This is a genomic window from Bifidobacterium saguini DSM 23967 (assembly GCF_000741715.1).
Lineage (GTDB): Bacteria > Actinomycetota > Actinomycetes > Actinomycetales > Bifidobacteriaceae > Bifidobacterium > Bifidobacterium saguini.
In genome coordinates, this window is record NZ_JGZN01000004.1 from 83,611 (window position 1) to 103,912 (window position 20,302).

A 20,302-nucleotide genomic window follows, 5' to 3' on the forward strand; every position below is an offset into this window, starting at 1 on the left:
GCCTGATGGCCGGTATTGCCTCGATTATTTCGGGATGCAATACCGGCCATTACTGTTTTTGCCATGTTTTGCGGCGCTTCTCGGCCGCGTGTCGCCACATCTTTTTTCATCATTCGCACAGAAGTTGACAACTCTTAACATAGCTTCGCCCAAAACGTTGAAATCCGTGGCACAATAGGGAAGCATGGTAGCAAAAAATGCGGGCTTACCCGCCACCCCAGCAGATCTGATCAACGTCGATGAGGTCATCGGCAAGTACTATGACCTTGTCCCCGATCCGTCCGTCCCCGAGCAGCGTGTCATCTTCGGCACCTCCGGTCACCGCGGATCGTCCCTGAAGACCTCGTTCAACGAGGCTCACATCATCGCCATCTCCCAAGCTATTGCCGAATATCGTAAGAAGGCTGGCGTCACCGGCCCGCTGTACCTCGGCTCCGATACCCACGCGCTCTCCGGCCCGGCCAAGAAGACCGCTATCGAGGTTCTCGTGGCCAACGGCGTGCACGTTCGCATCGATTCCCGCGATGACTTCGTGCCGACCCCTGTGGTTTCTCAGGCCATTCTGACCCATAACCGTGCAGCTGATGGCACTCAGCGTTTCGAGGGCGAAGGCCTTGCCGATGGTATCGTCGTCACTCCTTCCCACAACCCGCCTACCGATGGTGGTTTCAAGTATGACCCCGTCACTGGCGGCCCGGCTCCGGCTGAGACCACCAACGCCATCGCCGCCCGCGCCAACGAGCTGCTCGGCGATTATAAGAACATCAAGCGCGTGCCGTACGAAGAGGCCATCAAGTCCGAGTACGTCGAAGGCTTCGACTTCCGTGAGCACTACGTTGATGATTTGAAGAACGTCATCGACTTCGATGTGATTCGCAACTCCGGCGTGCGCCTCGGCATCGACCCGCTCGGCGGCGCTTCCGTGAACTACTGGCCGCTCATCAATGAGAAGTACGGCCTGAACATCGGTGTCGTGCGCCCTGAGGTCGATCCGACCTGGCGTTTCATGACCATCGATCACGACGGCAAGATTCGTATGGATCCGTCTTCCCCGTACGCCATGAAGGGCTTGGTCGACCAGCTCAACGCCGGCGCTTGGGATAAGTACGATCTGGTTGGCGGCACCGACCCGGATGCCGATCGTCACGGCATTGTCTGCCCGAACTGGGGCGTCATGAACCCGAACCACTACATCGCCGTGGTTGTGGAATACCTGTTCGGCGGCAATCGCCCGGATTGGCCTGCTGGTGCCGGCATCGGCAAGACGCTGGTCTCTTCCTCCTTGATTGACCGCGTGGCTGCCTCCATCAACGCCAAGCTGGTTGAGGTTCCGGTCGGCTTCAAGTGGTTCGTTGACCCGCTGTTCACCGGTGAGGTCGCCTTCGGTGGCGAGGAGAGCTCCGGCATGAGCTTCCTGCGTCGCGATGGCCGCGTGTGGACCACCGATAAGGATGGCCTGATTCCTGACCTGCTGGCCGCCGAGATCACCGCCAAGACCGGCAAGAACCCGGCCGAACTGCACAAGGATCAGGTGGCTCGCTTCGGTGAATCCTGGTACAAGCGCGTCGACACCCCAACCACTCTTGAGCAGAAGCAGAAGTTCGCCAAGCTCACCGGCGACGATGTGACCGCCACCCAGCTTGCCGGCGAAGACATCACCGCCAAGCTCACCGAGGCTCCGGGCAACCACGCCAAGATCGGTGGCCTGAAGGTCACCACCAAGGACAACTGGTTCGCGGCCCGTCCTTCCGGCACCGAGAACATCTACAAGGTGTACGCCGAGTCCTTCGAGAGCCCTGAAGCCCTCGATAAGGTGCTCGACGAGGCCAAGCTCGTGGTCGACAAGGCCCTGAGCGAGTGATTCTGCTTCATTAAGCGCTGAATTTTAAAACATAAAGGGTTGTTGGACTGTGGCATTACAGTCCAACAACCCTTTACTTGTTTGTGCGTCACTTCAACAAAACAGCTGCAAAGTCCGACGCCCTATGCGATAGTGTGGGGCACATGACTATTACCGTATCCACAGACGGAAGTGCTTTAGGCAATCCTAATGGCCCAATGGGTTGGGCGTGGGCCGACCATGCGAAGAACGCAGGCGGCACACCTGGTCACGAGCATGACAAGCATGGCTATGATGCAGGCGGAGCCACAAACGGCACCAATCAAATCGGAGAGTTGTGCGCGGTGCTTGAAGCGCTGCGAGCGCACCCCGGTTCCGAGCCGCTGCTCATCGAATCTGATTCGCAGTATGCGATTAACTGCTCCACCACTTGGGTAAAGGGTTGGAAGCGCAACGGATGGAAGAATTCGCAGAAGAAGCCGGTTAAGAATGTAGAGCTGATTAAAGCGATTGACGCTGAGATTTCACGCAGACCGGGACCTGTGAATTTCAAATGGGTCAAGGGGCATGCCGGCAATGCTGGCAATGAACTTGTGGACGAGCTGGCTCGTACTTATGCTAGCGATTGCCGATCGGGTGCACGCGATGGATATCTACCGATTGAAGGCTGGCAGTCGCTGCTGAACTCTGAATATGCGCATGGCACCGATGTGCCGCCTGATGTGCAATTGGTATTGGATGGCAAGGCTGATGCAGCTGATTTGCGTAAACCTGAAACCGGCTTATTACCTTCTGCAAGTGCCGAATCACAGGAACCGACCAAACGAAAGCAATCAATCGCCGACCTACTGAGCGAGCCTGAGGGCGTACCAGATTTGGACTTTAGCGAGACTGCTGGCGAGGCCAATAGCAGCGCAAGTCCCACCGCATCTGCTACACCCATAGCGCCGGCGTCAGGTTCTCCCAGCGGGTTGACCGTCTCCGGCAACCTGACCTTCTCCCCCGCGCCAAAGACCAGCCCGTACTTCAACGGACAGCCGATGCCAATCTCTGGCACCATTGCGATTGAAGGCTATGTAGATGGCGAGGGTAACCTCACCATCACCAATGTGCCGTTCTTCCGCAAATAAGGCAATACGATAGTCCATCTGCTGCCATGTGCGCGACTCTGCGATAAATCTCACATCACACAGCCGCACGCATACGCATAGGAAACGGACACGAGGGCACAAATTCGCTCACCCGCGTTAGGATAAGAAGGAAGGCTTTACACCGTTAATACATACGGTTGACCCCAGAGAAAACAAAGGAGAACAACTCATGGATAAGGCTCAGCAGGACGCGCTGAAGAAGGCCGCCGGCATCGAAGCCGCCAAGCTCATTCAGGATGGTATGATCGCCGGTCTCGGCACCGGTTCCACCGTGAAGTTCCTGGTGGATGAGCTCGGCCGCCGTCATCAGGAGGAAGGCCTGGAGTTCACCGGTGTGACCACCTCCCGCCGCACCCAGGCTCAGGCTGAGAGCTATGGCATCAAGATTGTGGACATCGACGATGTGGATCACATCGACATCACCATCGATGGTGCCGACGAAGTGGATAAGAACTTCAACGGCATCAAGGGCGGCGGCGCTGCCCTGCTGTGGGAGAAGATTGTGGCCACCAACTCCAACCAGATCGTCTGGATTGTGGATGAGTCCAAGGTTGTGGACACTATCGGCAAGTTCCCACTGCCGGTCGAGGTGATTCCGTTCGGCGCCGGCCACGTCATCAAGAAGTTCGAAGCCAAGGGCTACAAGCCGGTGCTGCGTCTCGACGCCGAGGGCAAGGAAGTGCGCACCGACGAGAACAACTTCGTGGTTGACCTGCATCTGGATCGTATCGATCACCCGCAGGAGCTGGCCGAGGACCTCATCACCACTGTTGGCGTGGTGGAGCACGGCCTGTTCCTCAACATGGTGGACAAGGTCATCGTCGGCGATCCGAACGGCCCGCGCGTGATGACCAATTCCAACAAGTGAGTTGCGCGCTGACTAATAGCTGACGCAGCATAAAAGAGCCGCATCTGCACAATGCAGGTGCGGCTCTTTGCATTACTCGGCACAGCAGACGGAAGATAAAGAAACCCCGCAGCCAAACGGCTCGCGGGGTTTTCAATGCCTTAAATCGCTAAGCAAGACTACTTGCGCTGGTGGCGGGTCTTACGCAGCAGTTTGCGGTGCTTCTTCTTGCTCATCCGCTTGCGGCGCTTCTTGATGACAGAACCCATCTGAAGCCTCCATTTCGATTAATCGTAAAAGTTGCAACTCGCACTATAGTACACGTCTTGCCAGACAGAGAAAACCTGTGTGGCGCACAACGTAGTTGAGCGAGTCATCAGACGGGTTTACAGCGGGAACTTCTGGTAGAAACGCTCAAGCGCCTGCTTGTTACCGCTGGCCTGGAACACCACTGTATCGTTCTGCCAAGTGGCCACAGCTTTCTTAGCATCTGATGCATCAGCCTTGACGGTGTACGAGCCAGTTGCGTCGCCGGACACCTTCACATTGCCGGAAGCCAGTTCTTCGCCAGTTTGAGCGGCAGCCAAAGCATCATATTGTGTCTTGGCATTGTCGGCGGTGGACCACTGGGCCACAATCAACGTAATATCCTTGGCCGTATCCCCAGTGGAGTAGGTCACCGTGTATTCCTCAAGAGGGGAAGCACTGCTCCATGAGGTAGAAGCCTCAGCCTTGGTACGAGCAAAGTTCAATACACTGTCCGGCATGGCCTTCAACAGCTCGCTGGCATCATCCGGCAAAGCAGTAGGATCGATGGTCGGCTTAGTAGGCTCAGTATCCGTAGACTGCTGCTGAGTGGTCTGTGTAGCGTTGGTATCGTTTTTCGAAACGATTGCCCAGCCCGGCCAGATGAACGCCGAAAGTACTGCCAAAACGATAACCACAGCGGCTGCGATGACGACTGCGATCAGCTTGCCGTGGGATTGTGTAGTCGAAACATTCTCGGAGTTAGTCATGCCCTTGATTCTCTCACAGCCGTGTGACGCTGCTCGATATATCAAGAGCGTTACGGCGATTGTTGGAATCTTCATGCAACATTGATTCCCTAGGCCGGCTAGCAGGGAAAAATTTTACCACGCCTCATATTCGGCGTTAGGGTGGAATCATGGCGAAATCAACTGTGCAATACGTATGTTCCGAATGCGGGTGGAACGGCTCGAAGTGGTATGGCAAATGCCTGAGTGCGGGCAATGGGGCACCGTGGAGGAATTCCACGAGGCTCGACCGGCGGCGGGTTCCAAAACGGCAGCACCCGGCCGTACCTCGCGTACGCAGTCGATCACCGTGGCTGATACTTCCCGTTCGGCAGCAAAGCCTATTACCGAGATCGGCACAGAAACTGTGGAGCGGCTATCCACTGGGTTTAGTGAGTTCGATCGAGTGCTTGGCGGCGGCGTGGTGCCAGGCTCGGTGACATTAATCGCCGGAGAGCCCGGCATCGGCAAATCGACGCTGCTGCTGCAAACGGCAGGCAATGTGGCCAGAGTTGTAGCAAACGCTGATAACAGCAAGGCGCACACCGTGCTGTATATTTCCGGCGAGGAGTCGCAAGCTCAGGTTCGACTTCGCGCCTCACGCATCAACGCTGTAGAGCCGAATCTGCTGCTGGCCTCCACCACTGATTTGGCTACCGCGTTAGGGTTGATTGAACAGACCAAGCCAGCTTTGGTGATTGTTGATTCCGCGCAAACCATTGTCTCTCAAGAGGTTGATGGTATTTCAGGCGGCTCCACACAGGTGCGCGAAGTGGCGAGCGCACTTATCGATACTGCCAAAACCTTGGATATTCCAGTGTTTTTGGTGGGGCATGTAACCAAGGATGGTTCTATTGCTGGCCCGCGTACGCTTGAGCATCTGGTTGATGTGGTGTGCCAGTTTGAAGGTGATAGTGAAACTGCGCTTCGTATGTTGCGCGCAATCAAGAACCGCTTTGGACCGACTGATGAGGTCGGCTGCTTTGATATGAGCGGCGAAGGTATTGAGGAAGTCACTGATCCATCAGGATTGTTCCTGTCTGGAGGCGGCCCTTCTACCACTGATTCCGCACCGGTAGAAGGTACTTGCGTGACGTTCACGCTCGACGGTCATCGTAGTTTGCCTATCGAAGTGCAGGCATTGGTAACCAAATCAGTGCTGCCTACGCCTCGCAGAGCGGTTAATGGCGTGGATCCCAGCCGTATTGCCATGCTGACAGCGGTGTTATATCGTCACAGCAAACTCAACCTACTGGCCAATGACCTCTACGTATCTACGATTGCCGGAGGACAGGCTAAAGAGCCCGGCTCCGACTTAGCCATTGTGAGCGCGCTGGCGAGCGCCGCAACTGCAAAACCTATTGCGAAAACCACATGCGCGATTGGCGAGATTTCCCTGACCGGTCAGGTGAGGCCTGCACCACGTATGGAATATAGGCTGCGAGAAGCAGCTCGCTTAGGTTTTACCACGGCGGTTATTCCCCCGCTGCGCAAACCAGTGCATATCGATGGGCTTCGGTTGATTGAGGCGGGAACGCTAGCCGACGCGTTGGAAGCACTGGGTGTGAAAAAAGTAAGCAATACCAGCAGAGATGCATCCGGTCATGCCCAATAGATGCACTCTTATTACGGTAAAGGCTCCCCCTCATGTGTGAGGGAGAGCCAGATAACAAAGATGCTCACTATGCAACCAAACGCTTAGTCTCTTCGACGTTGCGTTTGAGTTCTGCGACCAGTTCGTCGGCACCGTCGAACTTCACCTGTGGGCGGAGGAATCCGGTGAATTCCACGCGCACCTTGTGCCCGTAAAGGTCCAGCCAGTCATCGGTGATGCAGTAAGACTCCACCACGCGTTCGTTGAGACCAGTCTTCTCGCTGAACGTGGGCTTGGTGCCGATAGAAATGGCGGCCGGCCAACGTCGAGCAGACTGCTCCTCGGGCGTTGCATTGGTTTCGGACTGTTCGGTGGAATCAGAGTTTTCCACGCCCAAATCCACCAGCCAGCCGGCATATACGCCGTCCACGGGAATGTAGCCTTCGATATCAGTGCCAAGGTTCGCAGTTGGGAAGCCAATGGTACGGCCACGCTCTTCGCCATGCACTACTTCACCTTCAATGGCATGAGGCGCACCCAAAATGGCGTTAGCTTCCTGAATACGGCCATGAGCCAGAAGGTAGCGCACATTGGTGGAGCTCCATGCGCGCATGGCCTTGGCCTGATGCTTCTTGCTCCAAGAGCGACGCTCCGCCTTGCTCAATCCAGCCAGCGGATCGGCCGGCTCCCCCCATTCAGCCGGCATTTGCGGCTTGAAGTCACGAGGAATACGCACCTCGCCCGGACCGCGATCATCCACCACATCCAGCTCGAACACGCCAGCGCCAGCAGCCAGATTGGCAATATGCTTGATGTCGCCTGCACGGTCTTTGCCCAAAGCAGCGTCCTGACCAAGCACCAATGTACGCATGCCCAGCTTGCCGACCAGCCGGCCAAGGAAGAAGATGTACGACTTCGAGGCAAACGCCAAGGTATAACGGACCACGAGCACATGGTCCACACCCAGCTGCTCAATACGTTGCAGACGCTCATGCACACTTGTCAAGGCTTCGGCATCAATATTGGCCTCCGTGGGCTCCTGCCCATCATGCTTGGCTGCCCATCCGTGTACAAAAGCCGGGCGCGGCTCAAAAAGAATCACCACGGAGAATGAATCATGCTTCTTGGCAAGCTCCACTACACGCTTGATAACGGCTTGATGCCCTAGATGCATGCCATCGAACGCGCCGAGCGTCACCACGGCCTTCTTATCGTTGTCGAACGAGGGCCAAGCGACTTCACCCTGTTCATCCGGAGTCAGATAAGTAATTTCCATGTCTCGTAGGATTCCTTTTATTCAAACTGAGCCGTACATGTTGTACAGTCACGCTTCCGCGTAACCGCTCCCCTCATACGGAGGAGTCAGAAGCATCAAACTAACCGCGTCTACTTTACGCGATGGGGAATACGGTAGCGGGCTTCGCCTGATGCGCATTGGCTCGCTCAATAATTGCCACTACATCATGAGTCTGCGGAACAATGGCAGCCGTAGGTTCGCTGATGGTGCGCTCGATGCGGCGTCCGAATCGCAGTTCCGCAGCCTCCTCGGCGGTGATGTCCAATGCCGGCATAGCGCCTCGAGCGGCTTGTTCCATCGTCAGAGCATGATCTAGCAACCAAGTGCGGCGATCAACACCGGATAACTCAACGGGAGTGTCCAATACACATTTATTGCGTGCAATGGTTTCACCTTCGCGAGTGGTGAATGTTTTCGACTCTGTATGAGCAGTAATCGTATGCGCATGAGTCTCACTCATGGCGGTATCGCTAATCAGCCCGCTCGTATCATCAGGCAATGCAAACTTGCCGACTCGCGTACGTCGCAAACGAGTCAAATGTCCGCCTACGCCAAGTTCGGCGCCTAGGTCACGGGCCAGCGCACGGATATATGTGCCGGACGAACAGCTGACTCGAACATCAACATCCATTACCGGAACCATGTCGGAAGGCATGTTCGTCCCGGCTTGTACAAGCGGTTCACCAGCACACCTGCCCGGCACGAAGCCTCGGCGAACGGCCAAAACTGTAAATTCGCCTATCGTCACCGGCCTGGCTTTCAGCTCTACATCCTTGCCTTCGCGAGCCAAATCGTAAGCTCGCTTGCCATCGATTTTGATAGCGGAGAAGGTATTCGGTACTTGTTCAATATCCCCTGTGAAGCGACTCGCAATAGTCTCACGAATCACTGATTCGGTAAGACCTTGCACATCGGTAGAAGTAGCCGCGTGCACCAATTCGCCTTCGGCATCATCGGTAGTGGTACCGAGGCCAAGGCGAATCGTAGCCTCATAGGTTTTATCGTGTGCCACAATCGCGTTCAATAAGCGCGTAGCATGACCGAATGCAATCACCAACGCACCAGTGGCCATAGGGTCAAGCGTGCCCGCATGGCCTACTTTTTTGATATGCAGTGCGCCACGTACTGCGGCCACCGCATCAAAACTGGTCACACCCTGCGGCTTGTCAATAATAAGCAGGCCGGATGGAGTGGATTGTGGCATGGTTCTCCTTCGCAAGAACAGAGGTGAGCTTCCGCTCGCTATGGTGTTCTTCGCCTTCGGCTGGGTTGACAGTTTATTCTTCAGAGGAGTCCACGGAATCGTCCTCGAAGTCGTCCGCATCATCATCGGAATCAAAGTCGTCTTCGAAGTTCGAATCGTCTTCGGGCTCATCGTCGTGCTTGTATGGGTCGGCATCACCGGCGTACTGGGCGGTGGCGCGAGCCTTTGCGAGTTCCTCATCACGCTTGCGAGCCAAAGCCAGAATATCTTCGATCTCGTGAGCCTCACCGGGCACTTCATCGAACACGAACTGCAGCTGCGGGGTCAGACGCAAGCCAGCTTTGTGACCGACCAGGGAACGCAGATGGCCTTTGGCTTGGTCAAGAGCCTGCTGAGCGCGCTTGCGTTCTCCTGCTTCCTTGCCTTCGTGGCCGAGCTGAGTCCAGTAAATCTTGGCGATCTGCAAATCGTTGGTCACACGCACTTCGGTGACGGTGATGTTGGTCAGACGCTTATCATGCAGCTCACGCTCGATGGAGGAGGCTACAACGCGCTGAATCAACGCTGCAATGCGTGCGGCACGGGGGTTGGTTCCTGCCATAAGGGTTTCCTTTCAATAATTTGACCCCCTCTGATCGAGGAGGGCTGCCGAACGTAGGCAAAATTGAGGGAAACTTCTCCTCAACCTGCCTGCGGCTGACAGCCCCCTCGGTCAGAGGGGGCCTATACGCATCATGAACTACTTGCGTTCAACCTCGCGCATCTCGAAGGTCTCGATGATGTCGCCAAGTTCGATGTCGTTGAAGGTACCGAGGTTGATACCGGCCTCGTAGCCTTCCTTGACGGACTGGACATCGTCCTTGAAGCGACGCAGCGAGGAGATCTCGAGATCGTTGACGGTGGCAACGCCATTGCGCAGAATACGGCACTTCGTACCACGCTTGACCTCGCCGTCCTGCACCATAACGCCGGCGATGTTGCCGAACTTGGAGGAGCGGAAGATCTCGCGAATCTCGGAGTGAGAGGTGACAACCTCTTCGTATTCCGGCTTGAGCATGCCCTTGAGGGATGCTTCGATGTCTTCGATTGCGCGGTAGATAACCGAGTAGTACTTGATTTCCACGCCCTCGCGCTCGGCAAGATCGGCAACCTGACGGTTCGGACGCACGTTGAAGCCGATGATAACAGCCTTGTCGACCGTAGCCAGGTTGACATCGTTCTGGGTAATCGCACCAACGCCGCGGTGGATAACCTGGATGCCGACTTCGTCGGACACCTCGATCTTCATCAAGGAATCTTCCAGCGCCTCGACGGAACCGGAGGAATCACCCTTGATGACGATGTTGAGCATGTCAATCTCGGACTCGGCGAACTTCTTCTTGAAGTCCTCGAGGGAAACGACCTTGCGGCGCTTCGCCAGCTGGGCGGCGCGCTCGGTAGCCTGACGCTTCTCAGCAATCTGGCGGGCCGCACGATCATCAGAAGCCACGAGGAAGAGATCGCCTGCGGTAGGCACGGAAGTCAGGCCAAGCACCTGAACAGGTGTGGACGGACCTGCGGCCTCCATCGTGTGACCATTCTCGTCGAGCATGGCACGGACGCGGCCGTAGGAGGTGCCGGCCACGATGGCATCGCCAACGTGCAGCGTACCCTGCTGAACCAGCACAGTGGCCACAGCACCACGACCCTTGTCGAGTCGGGCTTCGACGGTGGCACCACGGGCGTCCATGTTCGGATTGGCACGAAGATCGAGCTCTGCATCGGCCGTGAGCAGCACAGCTTCGAGGAGCTTGTCCACGTTGATGTTCTGTTTGGCGGAAATGTCGACGAACATGGTGTCGCCACCGTATTCTTCCGGAACCAAACCGAACTCAGTGAGCTGACCGCGAACCTTATCAGGGTTGGCGCCAGGCACATCGATCTTGTTCACAGCCACGACAATCGGCACCTTAGCTGCCTGAGCGTGGTTGATGGCCTCAACGGTCTGAGGCATCACACCATCGTCAGCGGCAACCACAAGGATGGCAACGTCAGTGAGCTCTGCACCACGGGCACGCATTGCGGTGAATGCTTCGTGGCCAGGGGTATCGAGGAAGGTAATCTTGCGGGCTTCGCCGTCAAGATCCACCGTAACCTGATATGCACCGATGCGCTGGGTAATACCACCGGCCTCGCGTGCGATGACGTTGGTCTTACGGATAGTATCCAGCAGTCGGGTCTTACCGTGATCGACATGGCCCATAACGGTGACAACCGGCGGACGAGGCTTCAGATCCTTATCATCCTGCAGTTCTTCCTCATCAAGGTTGATGTCAAACTGCTGGAGCAGCTCCTTATCCTCTTCCTCAGCGGAAACCAGCTGAATCTTCCAACCGATCTCATCGCCCAGAATCTGGAAAGTCTCTTCATCCAGTGACTGGGTAGCGGTAGCCATCTGGCCCAAGTGGAAGAGCACGGTCACCAGGGCAGCCTGATTGACGTTGATCTTCTCGGCCAAATCAGCCAGAGAAGCACCCTGACGCAGACGAATAACCTGACCATTGCCGTTCGGAATGCGAACGCCGCCAATGGTCGGTGCTTTCAGCTCCTCATATTCCTGACGCTTTGCCAGACGGTTCTTACGAGCCTTGGAGGACTTACCGCCCTGACGGCCGAATGCACCTGCAGCACCGCCGCGACCACCGCGGCCGCCACCGCGTGCGGGACCGTTGCTCGGAGCACCGCCGCCCTGGAAGTTGTTGCCACCGACTACATTCCACTGGCCACCAACGCGGTTCGTCAGGGTCTTCTCGTGGGCCGCAATATCGAGAAGCCGACCGTGAAGTACATGGGCACGCAGGCTACTTCCGCCGTGCAGCTCTACGATCTGTCGTTAGCCGCCTCGGGGCTCACCAAGGCCGGCGCCGAACGCCGCGGCCTTACCGTGCACGAAACCGAGCTCACCGAGGACTACCGCCCGGACTTCATGCTCACCACCACACCGGTCACCTCGATTCTCACTTGGGATCCGGAAACCCGTAAGGTCAAGGGCGGCCAGTTCTGCTCCAAGGCCGACATTTCCGGCGCTGCCAATGTGATTTCGATGGCGATTCAGGCCGGCTTCACCATCGACCAGTTGGCTAACGTGGACTTCTTGTTCCAGCCGAACTTCGACAAGCCGGTCTACTACGTCGGCGCCGTGGCAATGAAGGCCGCCGCCGAAGCGTAGCTCACGCGGGATATTCCAATATCACCCAAATCAGCCCCTTGTAAAACGAGTTTGCCCCAGCCGTAAGGACTTCAGCTGGGGCAAACTATAAAGATTACGCATCCAAGACTTATAAACTCGACTTAATCTTACGAGCCAATTCAGCATCCCACATGGCTCCAGTAGCGGACATCACCGAATCTGCGCCGGCTGCCTTATAGGCTTGATAATCAGCAGGCGAAACCACGCCGCCCACGCCATTGATTGCAAAATCAAGACCCAGACGTTCGTGCAGTGCAGCCAATCGGCGCACCATGTCAAGTCCAGCTCCACGAATTGCACTACCGCACACACCGGAGCGATCACGGCCAACGCCAGGCAACGCCTGATTACCATTCTTGTCCACAAGCTTCGCGGAAATCGTGTTAATCGTGCTGAAGCCCTGAACCGTGCCACGGCCCACGGTGGAACGCACCATCAGTTCAAGATCATCGTCACTCGGAATGAATGCCAGCTTAATTATCAGCGGCGTATCACCGATCTCATTCTTCACGGCTTCGGTAATACGGCCAACGAGCAATGGATTATGGCACAACAAACGGTTGTGCCCCTCATTCGGGCAGCTGGTGTTCATCACCATCAGCTTTGCGCCAGTTTCCTTGACCAACCGTGCGGTGGTTGCATGATCGGCGATGTAGTCCTCTTCGCTCATGCCTTCCACACGCGAGCCTTGGAAGCTCGGCACCAAAATCTGGCCCGGCCCGGCGGCCGCAATGGCCGCACGCATATCCGGCTGCCATACATCAGGCCCCTGGGAGGGCACACCAAAACTATTGGAGATGGAAATCGGCTGCTCGTAATTGGTATCAGCCAGTACACCTTCATCTAATTCCGCGCTCCCCGGAGTGAGCGAACCATCTGCGGAAGCAGGATGCACAGCCAATACGTTCGGGAACGGGTTGCAGCCCCACGCACGCGAGCGCACGGTTTTATAGGTGGCCAAATCAAAGCCCATACGGAAGGCCGCCGTAGTATAGCGGCTGTTAAGCAGCGGCCCTGCCGGAATACCGAATGCCAAATTTACCGGCTGGCCTAGGAATGACTCGCCATGTGCACCCAGTTCTCCGTAATCAGAGTAGGTGCCGCTTGCCTCCATCATCCTGGGACCAGAGGCAACGTCATCCTTCTCCACCTCTCCCTTATAGGGGGAGCTACCAGCCACACGGCCTGATGGAGTTTCGTCCTTCTTCAGCACATCAGCAAACGCGCCAAACGGGCCGTCGGCATAGTTGTCTTCATATGTGCGGTTCACATCGTAAAACGGCTCAAAATCACTCATATTCCAACGATAAGCCATACAGCGAACGCCACACCGCCCACCATCGCCCATTTGACTGTCGGATTTTCAACACCGACTGTAGGGTTTTGCACACTGACTGTAGGTTTTTGAACGAAATACGTTAGAAATCCGACAGTCAGTGTTCAAAACCCTACAGTCAACTACAATAAGAGGCCATTTTAACCGGCATGGCATAGCGAAAAGCCCGCTCCTGCATACAAAAACAGGAACGGGCTTTCAACTATCGCCTGGTTCGGATTGAGACCGCTGCTGAAATCGCAGGCGGTCTCAATACCTCACTTGCTACTCACGATGGCGACGCGCAGCCAGCAGTACTACAGCGGCGGCCACCAGCACAGCCACAGCCAACAGGATGTACACCACAGACGAACCGGTATCCGTCAACGGATTCTTGGACTGATTCTTCTTGGAATCGCCCTTGCTCAGTTCACCCTTATTGTCAGTGTTGCCATCAGAAGGCGTCTTCTTCTGGAGCTTGCCCATTACCTCATCCAGCTGCTGCTGAGCTGCGAAGCGCTCAGATTCAGTGGAGTTCGGGTCGCTCAACACCTTGCTGGCATTATCGCGAGCCTGCTCGAACTGCTTCCACGAATCGGCCGTGTAATCACCCTTGTTGAGCTTGTTGGCAGAATCAACCGCCTGCTGCAAGCCGTCCTTGGCAGACTTCACCGTGACCTTACGAATCACGGTGGCGGTATTACCAGCCTTATCGGTAACCGTATAGGTCAGCTCATAGGTACCAGCCGTCTTGGTGTCCACGGCACCAGCAATGGTAACGGCACCGCTCAAGTCGCCGGAGACTTCATCCCAAGCCAGCACACCAGCCTTGGCGTCGAAGCTGTCACCGTAGTTCAGTGTGACATCATCCACACCGGAGAAGAGCGGCTTAGTCTCGTCCTTCGCGAGTGCAGCCTGGGCATCGGCAAGCTTCTTGGCCGCGGCATCGATGGCAGCCTGCGTGGACTGAGCGTTACCATTCACCTTGATGGCCTCAGTCAACGCCTTGGTCAGAGCAGCCCACGATTCCTTCGTGTACTGGTACTGGTCAAGCGTCTGAGCGGCGGCAATAGCAGCGTCCAAACCAGTGCGATCAGCGGCCTTAACGGTCACCTTGCGCACAACGGTAGCGGTATTGCCGGCCTTATCGGAAACCGTGTAAGTAACCTCATACACACCAGCCTTATTCACATCCACCGAACCGGTGACGACAATCTTAGCGGTCAAATCGCCAGAAACGTCATCCTTAGCGGTCACGCCGGCCTTGGCATCAAACGCTGCACCGAAGGCAACTTCAGTGTCTTCCACACCGGCGAACTCAGGCTTGGTGACGTCCTTGACCAGCTTGGATTGTGCATCATTAAGCGCCTTCAGAGCAGCGTTAATTTCGGCCTGAGTAGCGTCAGGCTGCTTCAACACGGCCTGAGCCTTGGCAAGTGCATCAGCGAAAGTCTTCCACGAATCCGTGGTGTAGTCGTTCTCGTTGAGCTTGCCAGCGTCTTCCACAGCCTGCTTCAAAGCGTCAGCACTCGGCTTGACAGTGACCTTGCGAGTCACCGTTGCTTTGTTGCCGGACTTGTCAGACACGGTGTAGGTCAGCTCGTACACGCCGTCCGTAGTGGCATCCACCGAACCGGTGATCACAATGGACGCGGTCAAATCACCGTCCACATCATCAGAAGCAGTCACGCCAGCCTTCGGATCAAAAGCGTCGCCCACGGCGATGGTCACATCGTCGGCACCCTTAATCACCGGCTTGGTCTTGTCGAGCTTCTTCAAGGCCTTCTGCGCAGCGGTCAAACGCGCGGCAGCCTTGTCAACTTGGGACTGAGTGGCGTTCTTGTTGGCCAGCACGTCTTGCGCATTCTTGCGAGCGGCAGCGAACTCGGCCCAACCGTCTGCAGCGTAATCAGATTCCTGCAAATCGGCAGCCGCATTCACAGCCTTCTGCAAAGCGGCAGTGTCAGATGCGGTCACGGAAACCTTACGTACCACAGTGGCGGTATTGCCAGCCTTGTCGGAAACCGCATAAGTCAGCGTGTAGTCGCCAACCGTATTGGTATCCACAGTGCCAGTAATCACGATGGAATCAGTCAGGTCACCGTCCTTGTCATCGGATGCGGTCACACCAGCCTTCGGATCGAAGGTGCCACCGACCTTGACCGAGGCATCTTCCACACCGGAGAACACCGGCTTGGTGGTGTCTGGCTTCTCGCTCACAGTGATTACACGCTCGGCTTCGGCCTTGTTGCCAGCCTTATCAGAAACCGTGTAGGTCAGCGTGTATTGGCCAGCCACAGTGGTGTTCACTGAGCCGGTAATCACAATGGAATCAGTCAAATCGCCGGAAACATCATCGGTAGCAGTCACATCGGCCTTCGGATCGAAGGTTGCGCCAAAGTCAACTGTAGTGTTATCAGCACCGGAAATGACTGGAGCAGTGGTGTCCTTTGCCAACGCGCCCTGTGCTTGAGCCAACTTGGCTTGGGCTGCATCCAAGTCAGACTGGGAAGCGGCAGCATTGGCCAGCGTATCCTGAGCTGACTGAAGAGCCGCGGTGAAAGCAGCCCACGTATCGGCGGTGTACTGGTACTGGTCAAGCTTGGTTGCTGCATCAACAGCTGCTTGCAACGCCTTGGTATTGGTCTTAACCGTCACCTTGGTAGTTGCCGTGGCGGTATTACCGGCCTTATCCGCGACCGTGTAAGTCACCGTGAAGACGCCGCTGTTGGCAACCTTGCCGTTGTTCAGCACCAGGCCACCAAGATCGATGGCGATGCCGGAAGTCAGGTCACCGTCCACATCATCAGCAGCAGTTACGCCGGACTTCGGGTCGAAAGCATCGCCCACCGTCAAAGACACATCCTTCTTCACGCCGGAAAGCACCGGAGCGACAGTGTCCTTCGGAGCGGACTTCGGGCTCAGCTTCAACGTGGCCTTCAGATGATCGATAACGCCACTGTTGTTGTTCTTCGGCTTCAGATTCATGTCGTAGTAATACGTCACCGTCGCTTCACCGGTCAGACCGGTAAGCTTGGTGCCGTCAAGCTTGGCGCCTGCCACGTTGCTGATCTTAGAGGCATCGATCCAAGGAACCACGCTCTTGAGATTGAAGCTGCCAGTGGCTTCGTCGTAAGTGCCGGTATATGGTTCGGCTTCAATGGCCTGCGGCGTTTCTTCAACGCCACCCATGCCCTCGGCGATCGGATGCTGCGTGGATGCCTGGTATCCTGCAAAAGCGGTCAAAGACAGACCCTTGTTGTTGCCGTTGGCATTCACCGCCAGCAACGGGTTGCCGGACAGATCCACATAGCTGGAGGTGTACTCTCCCTCACTGCGAGGAGTTACCGAACTCGGGATATTGAGCGAGGTCAGCTTGTTGCCATTCAAGTTGAGTGAATCAAACTTGGCGTTCTCAGGAATAGTGATGTTGCGAATATCGTTATCGGACAAATCAACACCAGAAATATTGCTTCCTGTCAAACCGGAGACAATACCATTCGCTTGATTATCAGCGATACCGTTGCCACCAAGAATCACCGTGCGTGCAGTTCCAGTGAACTTGCTCAGGCTTGTAATCTTGGTGTTGCCCAGACCAAGCTGCTGAAGCTTGCTGCTTTTCACCGAGGCCAATGTGGATTCATTGACATTGGTGCCGCCCAAGTCCAAAATAATCAAATTGGTGTACTTGCCGAGACCCAACTGGTTCACGTCTGCCGGCACTCCGTACAGCAGCAGTCGAACCAGGTCAGCCTTGTCATTCAGTTTCAGAGACTTCAGTCTGGTATCTCCAGACAGCGCCAAGGAAGTCAATCCCGTGTAGCTTGACAAATCAGCAGACTGCAGGTTCTTCGCCTCGCGCACCGACAAATCATCCAACTTCTGCGGGTTGGGGAGGTTCGGCAATGTTGTCTTGTCCCAACCGTTGATGCTTAAAGAGGTGAGTCCAGTTGCCTGAGTCAAGTCCAAATCAATCGATTGTTCGCCGCCCACAGACAGCTGCTGAAGCGTGGCCGGCACCGACAATTGCGTGACGCCAGTGTTGGCGAGCGTCAGACTTGTCAATGCTGGGAATGATGCGAAATCAAACGAGTCAAAGGAACCGTCATACACATTCAGTGCACTCAGTTTGGGCAGTAACTCGAGACCCTTGAGGGAGGAGACTGTATCAAGATACAGATAGTTGATGTTGTTCAGCTCGTCCTTGCTCAGAACACCATCTTGATTGGGATCATAAGAGTATGAGCTCAACGTCTGACGTACATGGGCATCAGGGAAGTTGGTCTCGTTGATGGCCACGTCACCGCTCGGCTGGGTAGGCTCTTGGTCGCCGCCCAGCGCAGCCAACGCCTCGTCAACGGTCTGGTTCTTACCGGTTACGGATCCGCCCTGATAACTGTTGCCGATTTCAAGCACAGTAATGGTGAAACCGTTCTTGACAGCCACGCCAATACCAGCGATATCCGCCAGCGGGCTGACCTCGGTCAGATAATGACCGTAACCCTGGCGCTTATTCCCTGGCTGTGCGGACAACTCGGAATACCAAGCATCGACTGCATTACCGGTTAATCCACCAGCACTCGACCACGACAACGCCAACGCTTCGGGACCGAAGAAGTAGGTTCCGCTCTGATACTTGGAGGAGTGTGTCAGGTTATAATCCGTGTTCTCAACGTGCGCATACCAGCTCGGAGCACCGTTGTACATATTGGCGTGACCGTCCAAGCGCCCTTAGCGACCAATTCGTTGGCACGAGTCTGGGCCCATTTCATAAGGTCATTGTTGACCTTGAGCGCTGGAACAGCCGCACCATCCGCGGTATCGTCAGCAATCTGGCTAGCAGTCATGCCGGCTTTATTATCAGCATTTTGTGCGTCTGCAATCTGCTGCGCGGTCAGCGGTGTGCGATCGGTACGCGCGCGCAAATCATTGAGCTGCTGCAAATATTGCAATGATTGTTTCACATTTGCAGTGGCGTTGGCATCAGAGCCGACACTGTCAGCGGCATTGGCGGTCAGCGCCGTCACGCCCAAGGTGAGCACAGTCGCAGCCGCGGCCAGCACACCCACTATTTTCTTGGTTATTGTCATGGCGGAATCCCCTCTTCTCCGCCACTACGCGTACACACATCCCCGCATCCGAGCCGGAGAACGATTTGAATACTCTCCTAAGAAAGCACAATACCCCCTTTTACGGATGTTTTTCCAGCGAATCCCAAGAATTCCAAGGGTTTGCGAGGCTTACCGCCGATAATTAGCATGCATGATACAAACGAGTTCGTTCCCGATAACCGCCCGATAACCAATCAAGAAGCCAACGCCTCGACCAGCAGCAATGTGGTCAGGACAAGATTCACCACCACAAACGCGATAAACACTGGAGAAGTCCACCCAGCATACGTGTCTGGAATGCTGCGATTCTGCATGCGATACTGCTTGAGCCCATGACCGTAAAGCGCCAACGCCACCACGGCACCGACTACGCCAATCACCGTGAGCGCTATCGTGTACACCGCGTATTGCGAATCGTTGAGCTGGCCGGCGAACCATGTATCAATCACACCGGAAAGAATCGCGTTGTTGAAAATATGCAGCGCAATCGACCATACCAAGGAATATTCCATTGCCACAAAGCCGAGAATCAAACCGAACAGGAAGGCAAACGTACCTTGCACGAAGTCATCATGGAATAAACCAAAAGCGAACGCCGACGTCACAATAGCGAAGTTCTTGCCAAGCGGCTTGAGTTCCTTCATCAGCACGCCGCGGAACATGACTTCCTCACAAATCGGCCCCAGCAAGCCGATGTACAACCACATGGTCACGGTGTTGGAGGATTCATTCAAACTTTCTGAGGTGGGGGAAACCAGGTCGCCGCCAAACATGGAAACGCCCATTTGCGCCAATGTAACTACACTCTGCACGCCAAGACCCAGAAGGATGAAAATCAGGAACCATTGAGCTCGCATACGTCCGCCGCCGTATTGACTGATTCGCCCAAGTTGATTTGGTTCGCCGTACGTATCCCGATGAGGTCCGCCAAGCCAGAATTCGCGGGTCAGGATATCCCGGTTGCGCATAATCAGCAGGAATCCCATAGCGAAGACCAACGAAGCAAGGCTGACGATACCGTCGCCTTTCGTGGAATCTGACCAGCTGGGCATGATGACGCCGAGCGCGATAACGGCTACGATACTACCCACGTACATCATGCCTTCGTAAATAAAAGCAAGTCCCATCGCACGATTGACTACACGTCTGCGCCAGGTTTTCCACAATTGGCGCGGATTGATTGCTATAGCCGGAGGCTGCGGTGGAACGTACGCATATGGCTGCGGCTGTAGCCTCGGCTGGCTCAGGGGCTGAGGCGCAGCATACTGCGACTGCGGTGGCCAAGCAGCCGGTTGAGTAGGCGTGTACGTATACGCCGATGGAGGCGCTGGCACCGCACATGGCCGCTGCGGAACTTGCGCCGTCTGTTGCGGTACACCTAGCTGAGCGGGCGCGGCATACGATGGCGACTGCGGCGCTTGCTGGTATTGCGGCTGTGGCTGAGCCTGCACAGCCGCATACTGCGGATACTGCGGTTGTTGGAATGGATATTGAGGAGCTGGAGCCATCGGCACCGCGGGCATCGGCATCGTCTGAGGTGCCGCATAGTACTGCGGCTGCGGTTCAGATTCTTGCGACTGTTCTTGCGGCTGAGAATGCTGCGGAGTCTGATTCTCATATCCTGACTGCAGTTGCTGTCCGCGTGGTTGCCACCCTGGCTGTTGCTCATTCATGCTCATG

The 20,302-nt window shown here is 55.9% G+C and carries 12 protein-coding genes and 3 pseudogenes; 5 read left to right on the top strand and 10 right to left on the bottom strand.

All coding sequences use genetic code 11. From position 1 onward, the window contains the following. The first annotated feature begins 184 nt into the window (after positions 1 to 184). The 3 genes from pgm (at position 185) to rpiA (ending at position 3,859) form a co-directional block, all read left to right on the top strand. Complete coding sequence (gene pgm, locus BISA_RS01915) at positions 185 to 1,861, top strand: phosphoglucomutase (alpha-D-glucose-1,6-bisphosphate-dependent) (protein WP_033889889.1); 1,677 nt, start codon at positions 185 to 187, stop codon at positions 1,859 to 1,861. A gap of 197 nt (positions 1,862 to 2,058) precedes the next feature. Further along, on the top strand, positions 2,059 to 2,970 hold the full coding sequence (locus BISA_RS01920) for a ribonuclease H family protein (RefSeq protein WP_033889890.1): 912 nt from the start codon (positions 2,059 to 2,061) through the stop codon (positions 2,968 to 2,970). Between the two features lie 190 nt (positions 2,971 to 3,160). Further along, positions 3,161 to 3,859 carry a ribose-5-phosphate isomerase RpiA gene (gene rpiA / locus BISA_RS01925; RefSeq protein ID WP_033889892.1) on the top strand — a complete coding sequence of 233 codons (699 nt, stop codon included), beginning with the start codon at positions 3,161 to 3,163 and terminating at the stop codon, positions 3,857 to 3,859. Between the two features lie 158 nt (positions 3,860 to 4,017). On the opposite strand, the gene BISA_RS12445 is transcribed toward rpiA, so the two are convergent. Both BISA_RS12445 and BISA_RS01930 read right to left on the bottom strand, forming a co-directional pair. Continuing rightward, positions 4,018 to 4,107: a 30S ribosomal protein bS22 gene (locus BISA_RS12445; protein ID WP_004268639.1), complete on the bottom strand. Its 90-nt coding sequence runs from the start codon at positions 4,105 to 4,107 to the stop codon at positions 4,018 to 4,020. Positions 4,108 to 4,224: 117 nt separating this feature from the next. Continuing rightward, complete coding sequence (locus BISA_RS01930; RefSeq protein WP_033889894.1) at positions 4,225 to 4,854, bottom strand: hypothetical protein; 630 nt, start codon at positions 4,852 to 4,854, stop codon at positions 4,225 to 4,227. Positions 4,855 to 5,003: 149 nt separating this feature from the next. Here BISA_RS01930 and radA point away from each other — a divergent pair. Beyond that, positions 5,004 to 6,487: pseudogene (radA, locus tag BISA_RS01935) on the top strand (DNA repair protein RadA). Between the two features lie 67 nt (positions 6,488 to 6,554). Here radA and ribF read toward each other — a convergent pair. From ribF to infB, 4 genes and pseudogenes are all read right to left on the bottom strand, one after another. Then, on the bottom strand, positions 6,555 to 7,742 hold the full coding sequence (gene ribF, locus BISA_RS01940; RefSeq protein WP_033889895.1) for a bifunctional riboflavin kinase/FMN adenylyltransferase: 1,188 nt from the start codon (positions 7,740 to 7,742) through the stop codon (positions 6,555 to 6,557). 115 nt (positions 7,743 to 7,857) lie between these two features. Then, on the bottom strand, positions 7,858 to 8,967 hold the full coding sequence (truB, locus tag BISA_RS01945) for a tRNA pseudouridine(55) synthase TruB (protein WP_033889896.1): 1,110 nt from the start codon (positions 8,965 to 8,967) through the stop codon (positions 7,858 to 7,860). 73 nt (positions 8,968 to 9,040) lie between these two features. Beyond that, the gene (rbfA, locus tag BISA_RS01950) at positions 9,041 to 9,568 is read right to left on the bottom strand and encodes a 30S ribosome-binding factor RbfA (protein WP_033889897.1); all 528 of its coding nucleotides are present in this window, start codon (positions 9,566 to 9,568) and stop codon (positions 9,041 to 9,043) included. 138 nt (positions 9,569 to 9,706) lie between these two features. Beyond that, positions 9,707 to 11,716: pseudogene (gene infB, locus BISA_RS01955) on the bottom strand (translation initiation factor IF-2); the annotation flags it as partial. Here infB and BISA_RS01960 point away from each other — a divergent pair. Continuing rightward, a pseudogene (locus tag BISA_RS01960) lies at positions 11,714 to 12,175 on the top strand (FAD-dependent oxidoreductase); the annotation flags it as partial. The pseudogenes infB and BISA_RS01960 overlap by 3 nt on opposite strands. Before the next feature lie 109 nt (positions 12,176 to 12,284). Here BISA_RS01960 and BISA_RS01965 read toward each other — a convergent pair. The 4 genes from BISA_RS01965 to BISA_RS13300 form a co-directional block, all read right to left on the bottom strand. After that, complete coding sequence (locus BISA_RS01965; RefSeq protein WP_033889966.1) at positions 12,285 to 13,493, bottom strand: beta/alpha barrel domain-containing protein; 1,209 nt, start codon at positions 13,491 to 13,493, stop codon at positions 12,285 to 12,287. Between the two features lie 303 nt (positions 13,494 to 13,796). Further along, positions 13,797 to 18,218 (bottom strand): immunoglobulin-like domain-containing protein, encoded by a 4,422-nt coding sequence (locus BISA_RS01970; protein WP_033889899.1) that lies wholly within the window; start codon positions 18,216 to 18,218, stop codon positions 13,797 to 13,799. Then, positions 18,161 to 18,601: a hypothetical protein gene (locus BISA_RS01975; RefSeq protein WP_033889900.1), complete on the bottom strand. Its 441-nt coding sequence runs from the start codon at positions 18,599 to 18,601 to the stop codon at positions 18,161 to 18,163. The genes BISA_RS01970 and BISA_RS01975 overlap by 58 nt, the downstream gene beginning before the upstream one ends. Before the next feature lie 215 nt (positions 18,602 to 18,816). After that, positions 18,817 to 20,301, bottom strand: a complete 1,485-nt coding sequence (locus BISA_RS13300; RefSeq protein WP_237746068.1) for a CPBP family intramembrane glutamic endopeptidase — start codon at positions 20,299 to 20,301, stop codon at positions 18,817 to 18,819. Between the last annotated feature and the right edge of the window lies 1 nt (position 20,302).

Bases quoted from the DNA above. Each gene is read 5' to 3' on its own strand.
- pgm (WP_033889889.1), top strand. From the start codon at position 185: ATGGTAGCAAAAAATGCGGGCTTACCCGCCACCCCAGCAGATCTGATC.
- BISA_RS01920 (WP_033889890.1), top strand. From the start codon at position 2,059: ATGGGTTGGGCGTGGGCCGACCATGCGAAGAACGCAGGCGGCACACCT.
- rpiA (WP_033889892.1), top strand. From the start codon at position 3,161: ATGGATAAGGCTCAGCAGGACGCGCTGAAGAAGGCCGCCGGCATCGAA.
- BISA_RS12445 (WP_004268639.1), bottom strand. From the start codon at position 4,107: ATGGGTTCTGTCATCAAGAAGCGCCGCAAGCGGATGAGCAAGAAGAAG.
- BISA_RS01930 (WP_033889894.1), bottom strand. From the start codon at position 4,854: ATGACTAACTCCGAGAATGTTTCGACTACACAATCCCACGGCAAGCTG.
- ribF (WP_033889895.1), bottom strand. From the start codon at position 7,742: ATGGAAATTACTTATCTGACTCCGGATGAACAGGGTGAAGTCGCTTGG.
- truB (WP_033889896.1), bottom strand. From the start codon at position 8,967: ATGCCACAATCCACTCCATCCGGCCTGCTTATTATTGACAAGCCGCAG.
- rbfA (WP_033889897.1), bottom strand. From the start codon at position 9,568: ATGGCAGGAACCAACCCCCGTGCCGCACGCATTGCAGCGTTGATTCAG.
- BISA_RS01965 (WP_033889966.1), bottom strand. From the start codon at position 13,493: ATGAGTGATTTTGAGCCGTTTTACGATGTGAACCGCACATATGAAGAC.
- BISA_RS01970 (WP_033889899.1), bottom strand. From the start codon at position 18,218: ATGTACAACGGTGCTCCGAGCTGGTATGCGCACGTTGAGAACACGGAT.
- BISA_RS01975 (WP_033889900.1), bottom strand. From the start codon at position 18,601: ATGACAATAACCAAGAAAATAGTGGGTGTGCTGGCCGCGGCTGCGACT.
- BISA_RS13300 (WP_237746068.1), bottom strand. From the start codon at position 20,301: ATGAGCATGAATGAGCAACAGCCAGGGTGGCAACCACGCGGACAGCAA.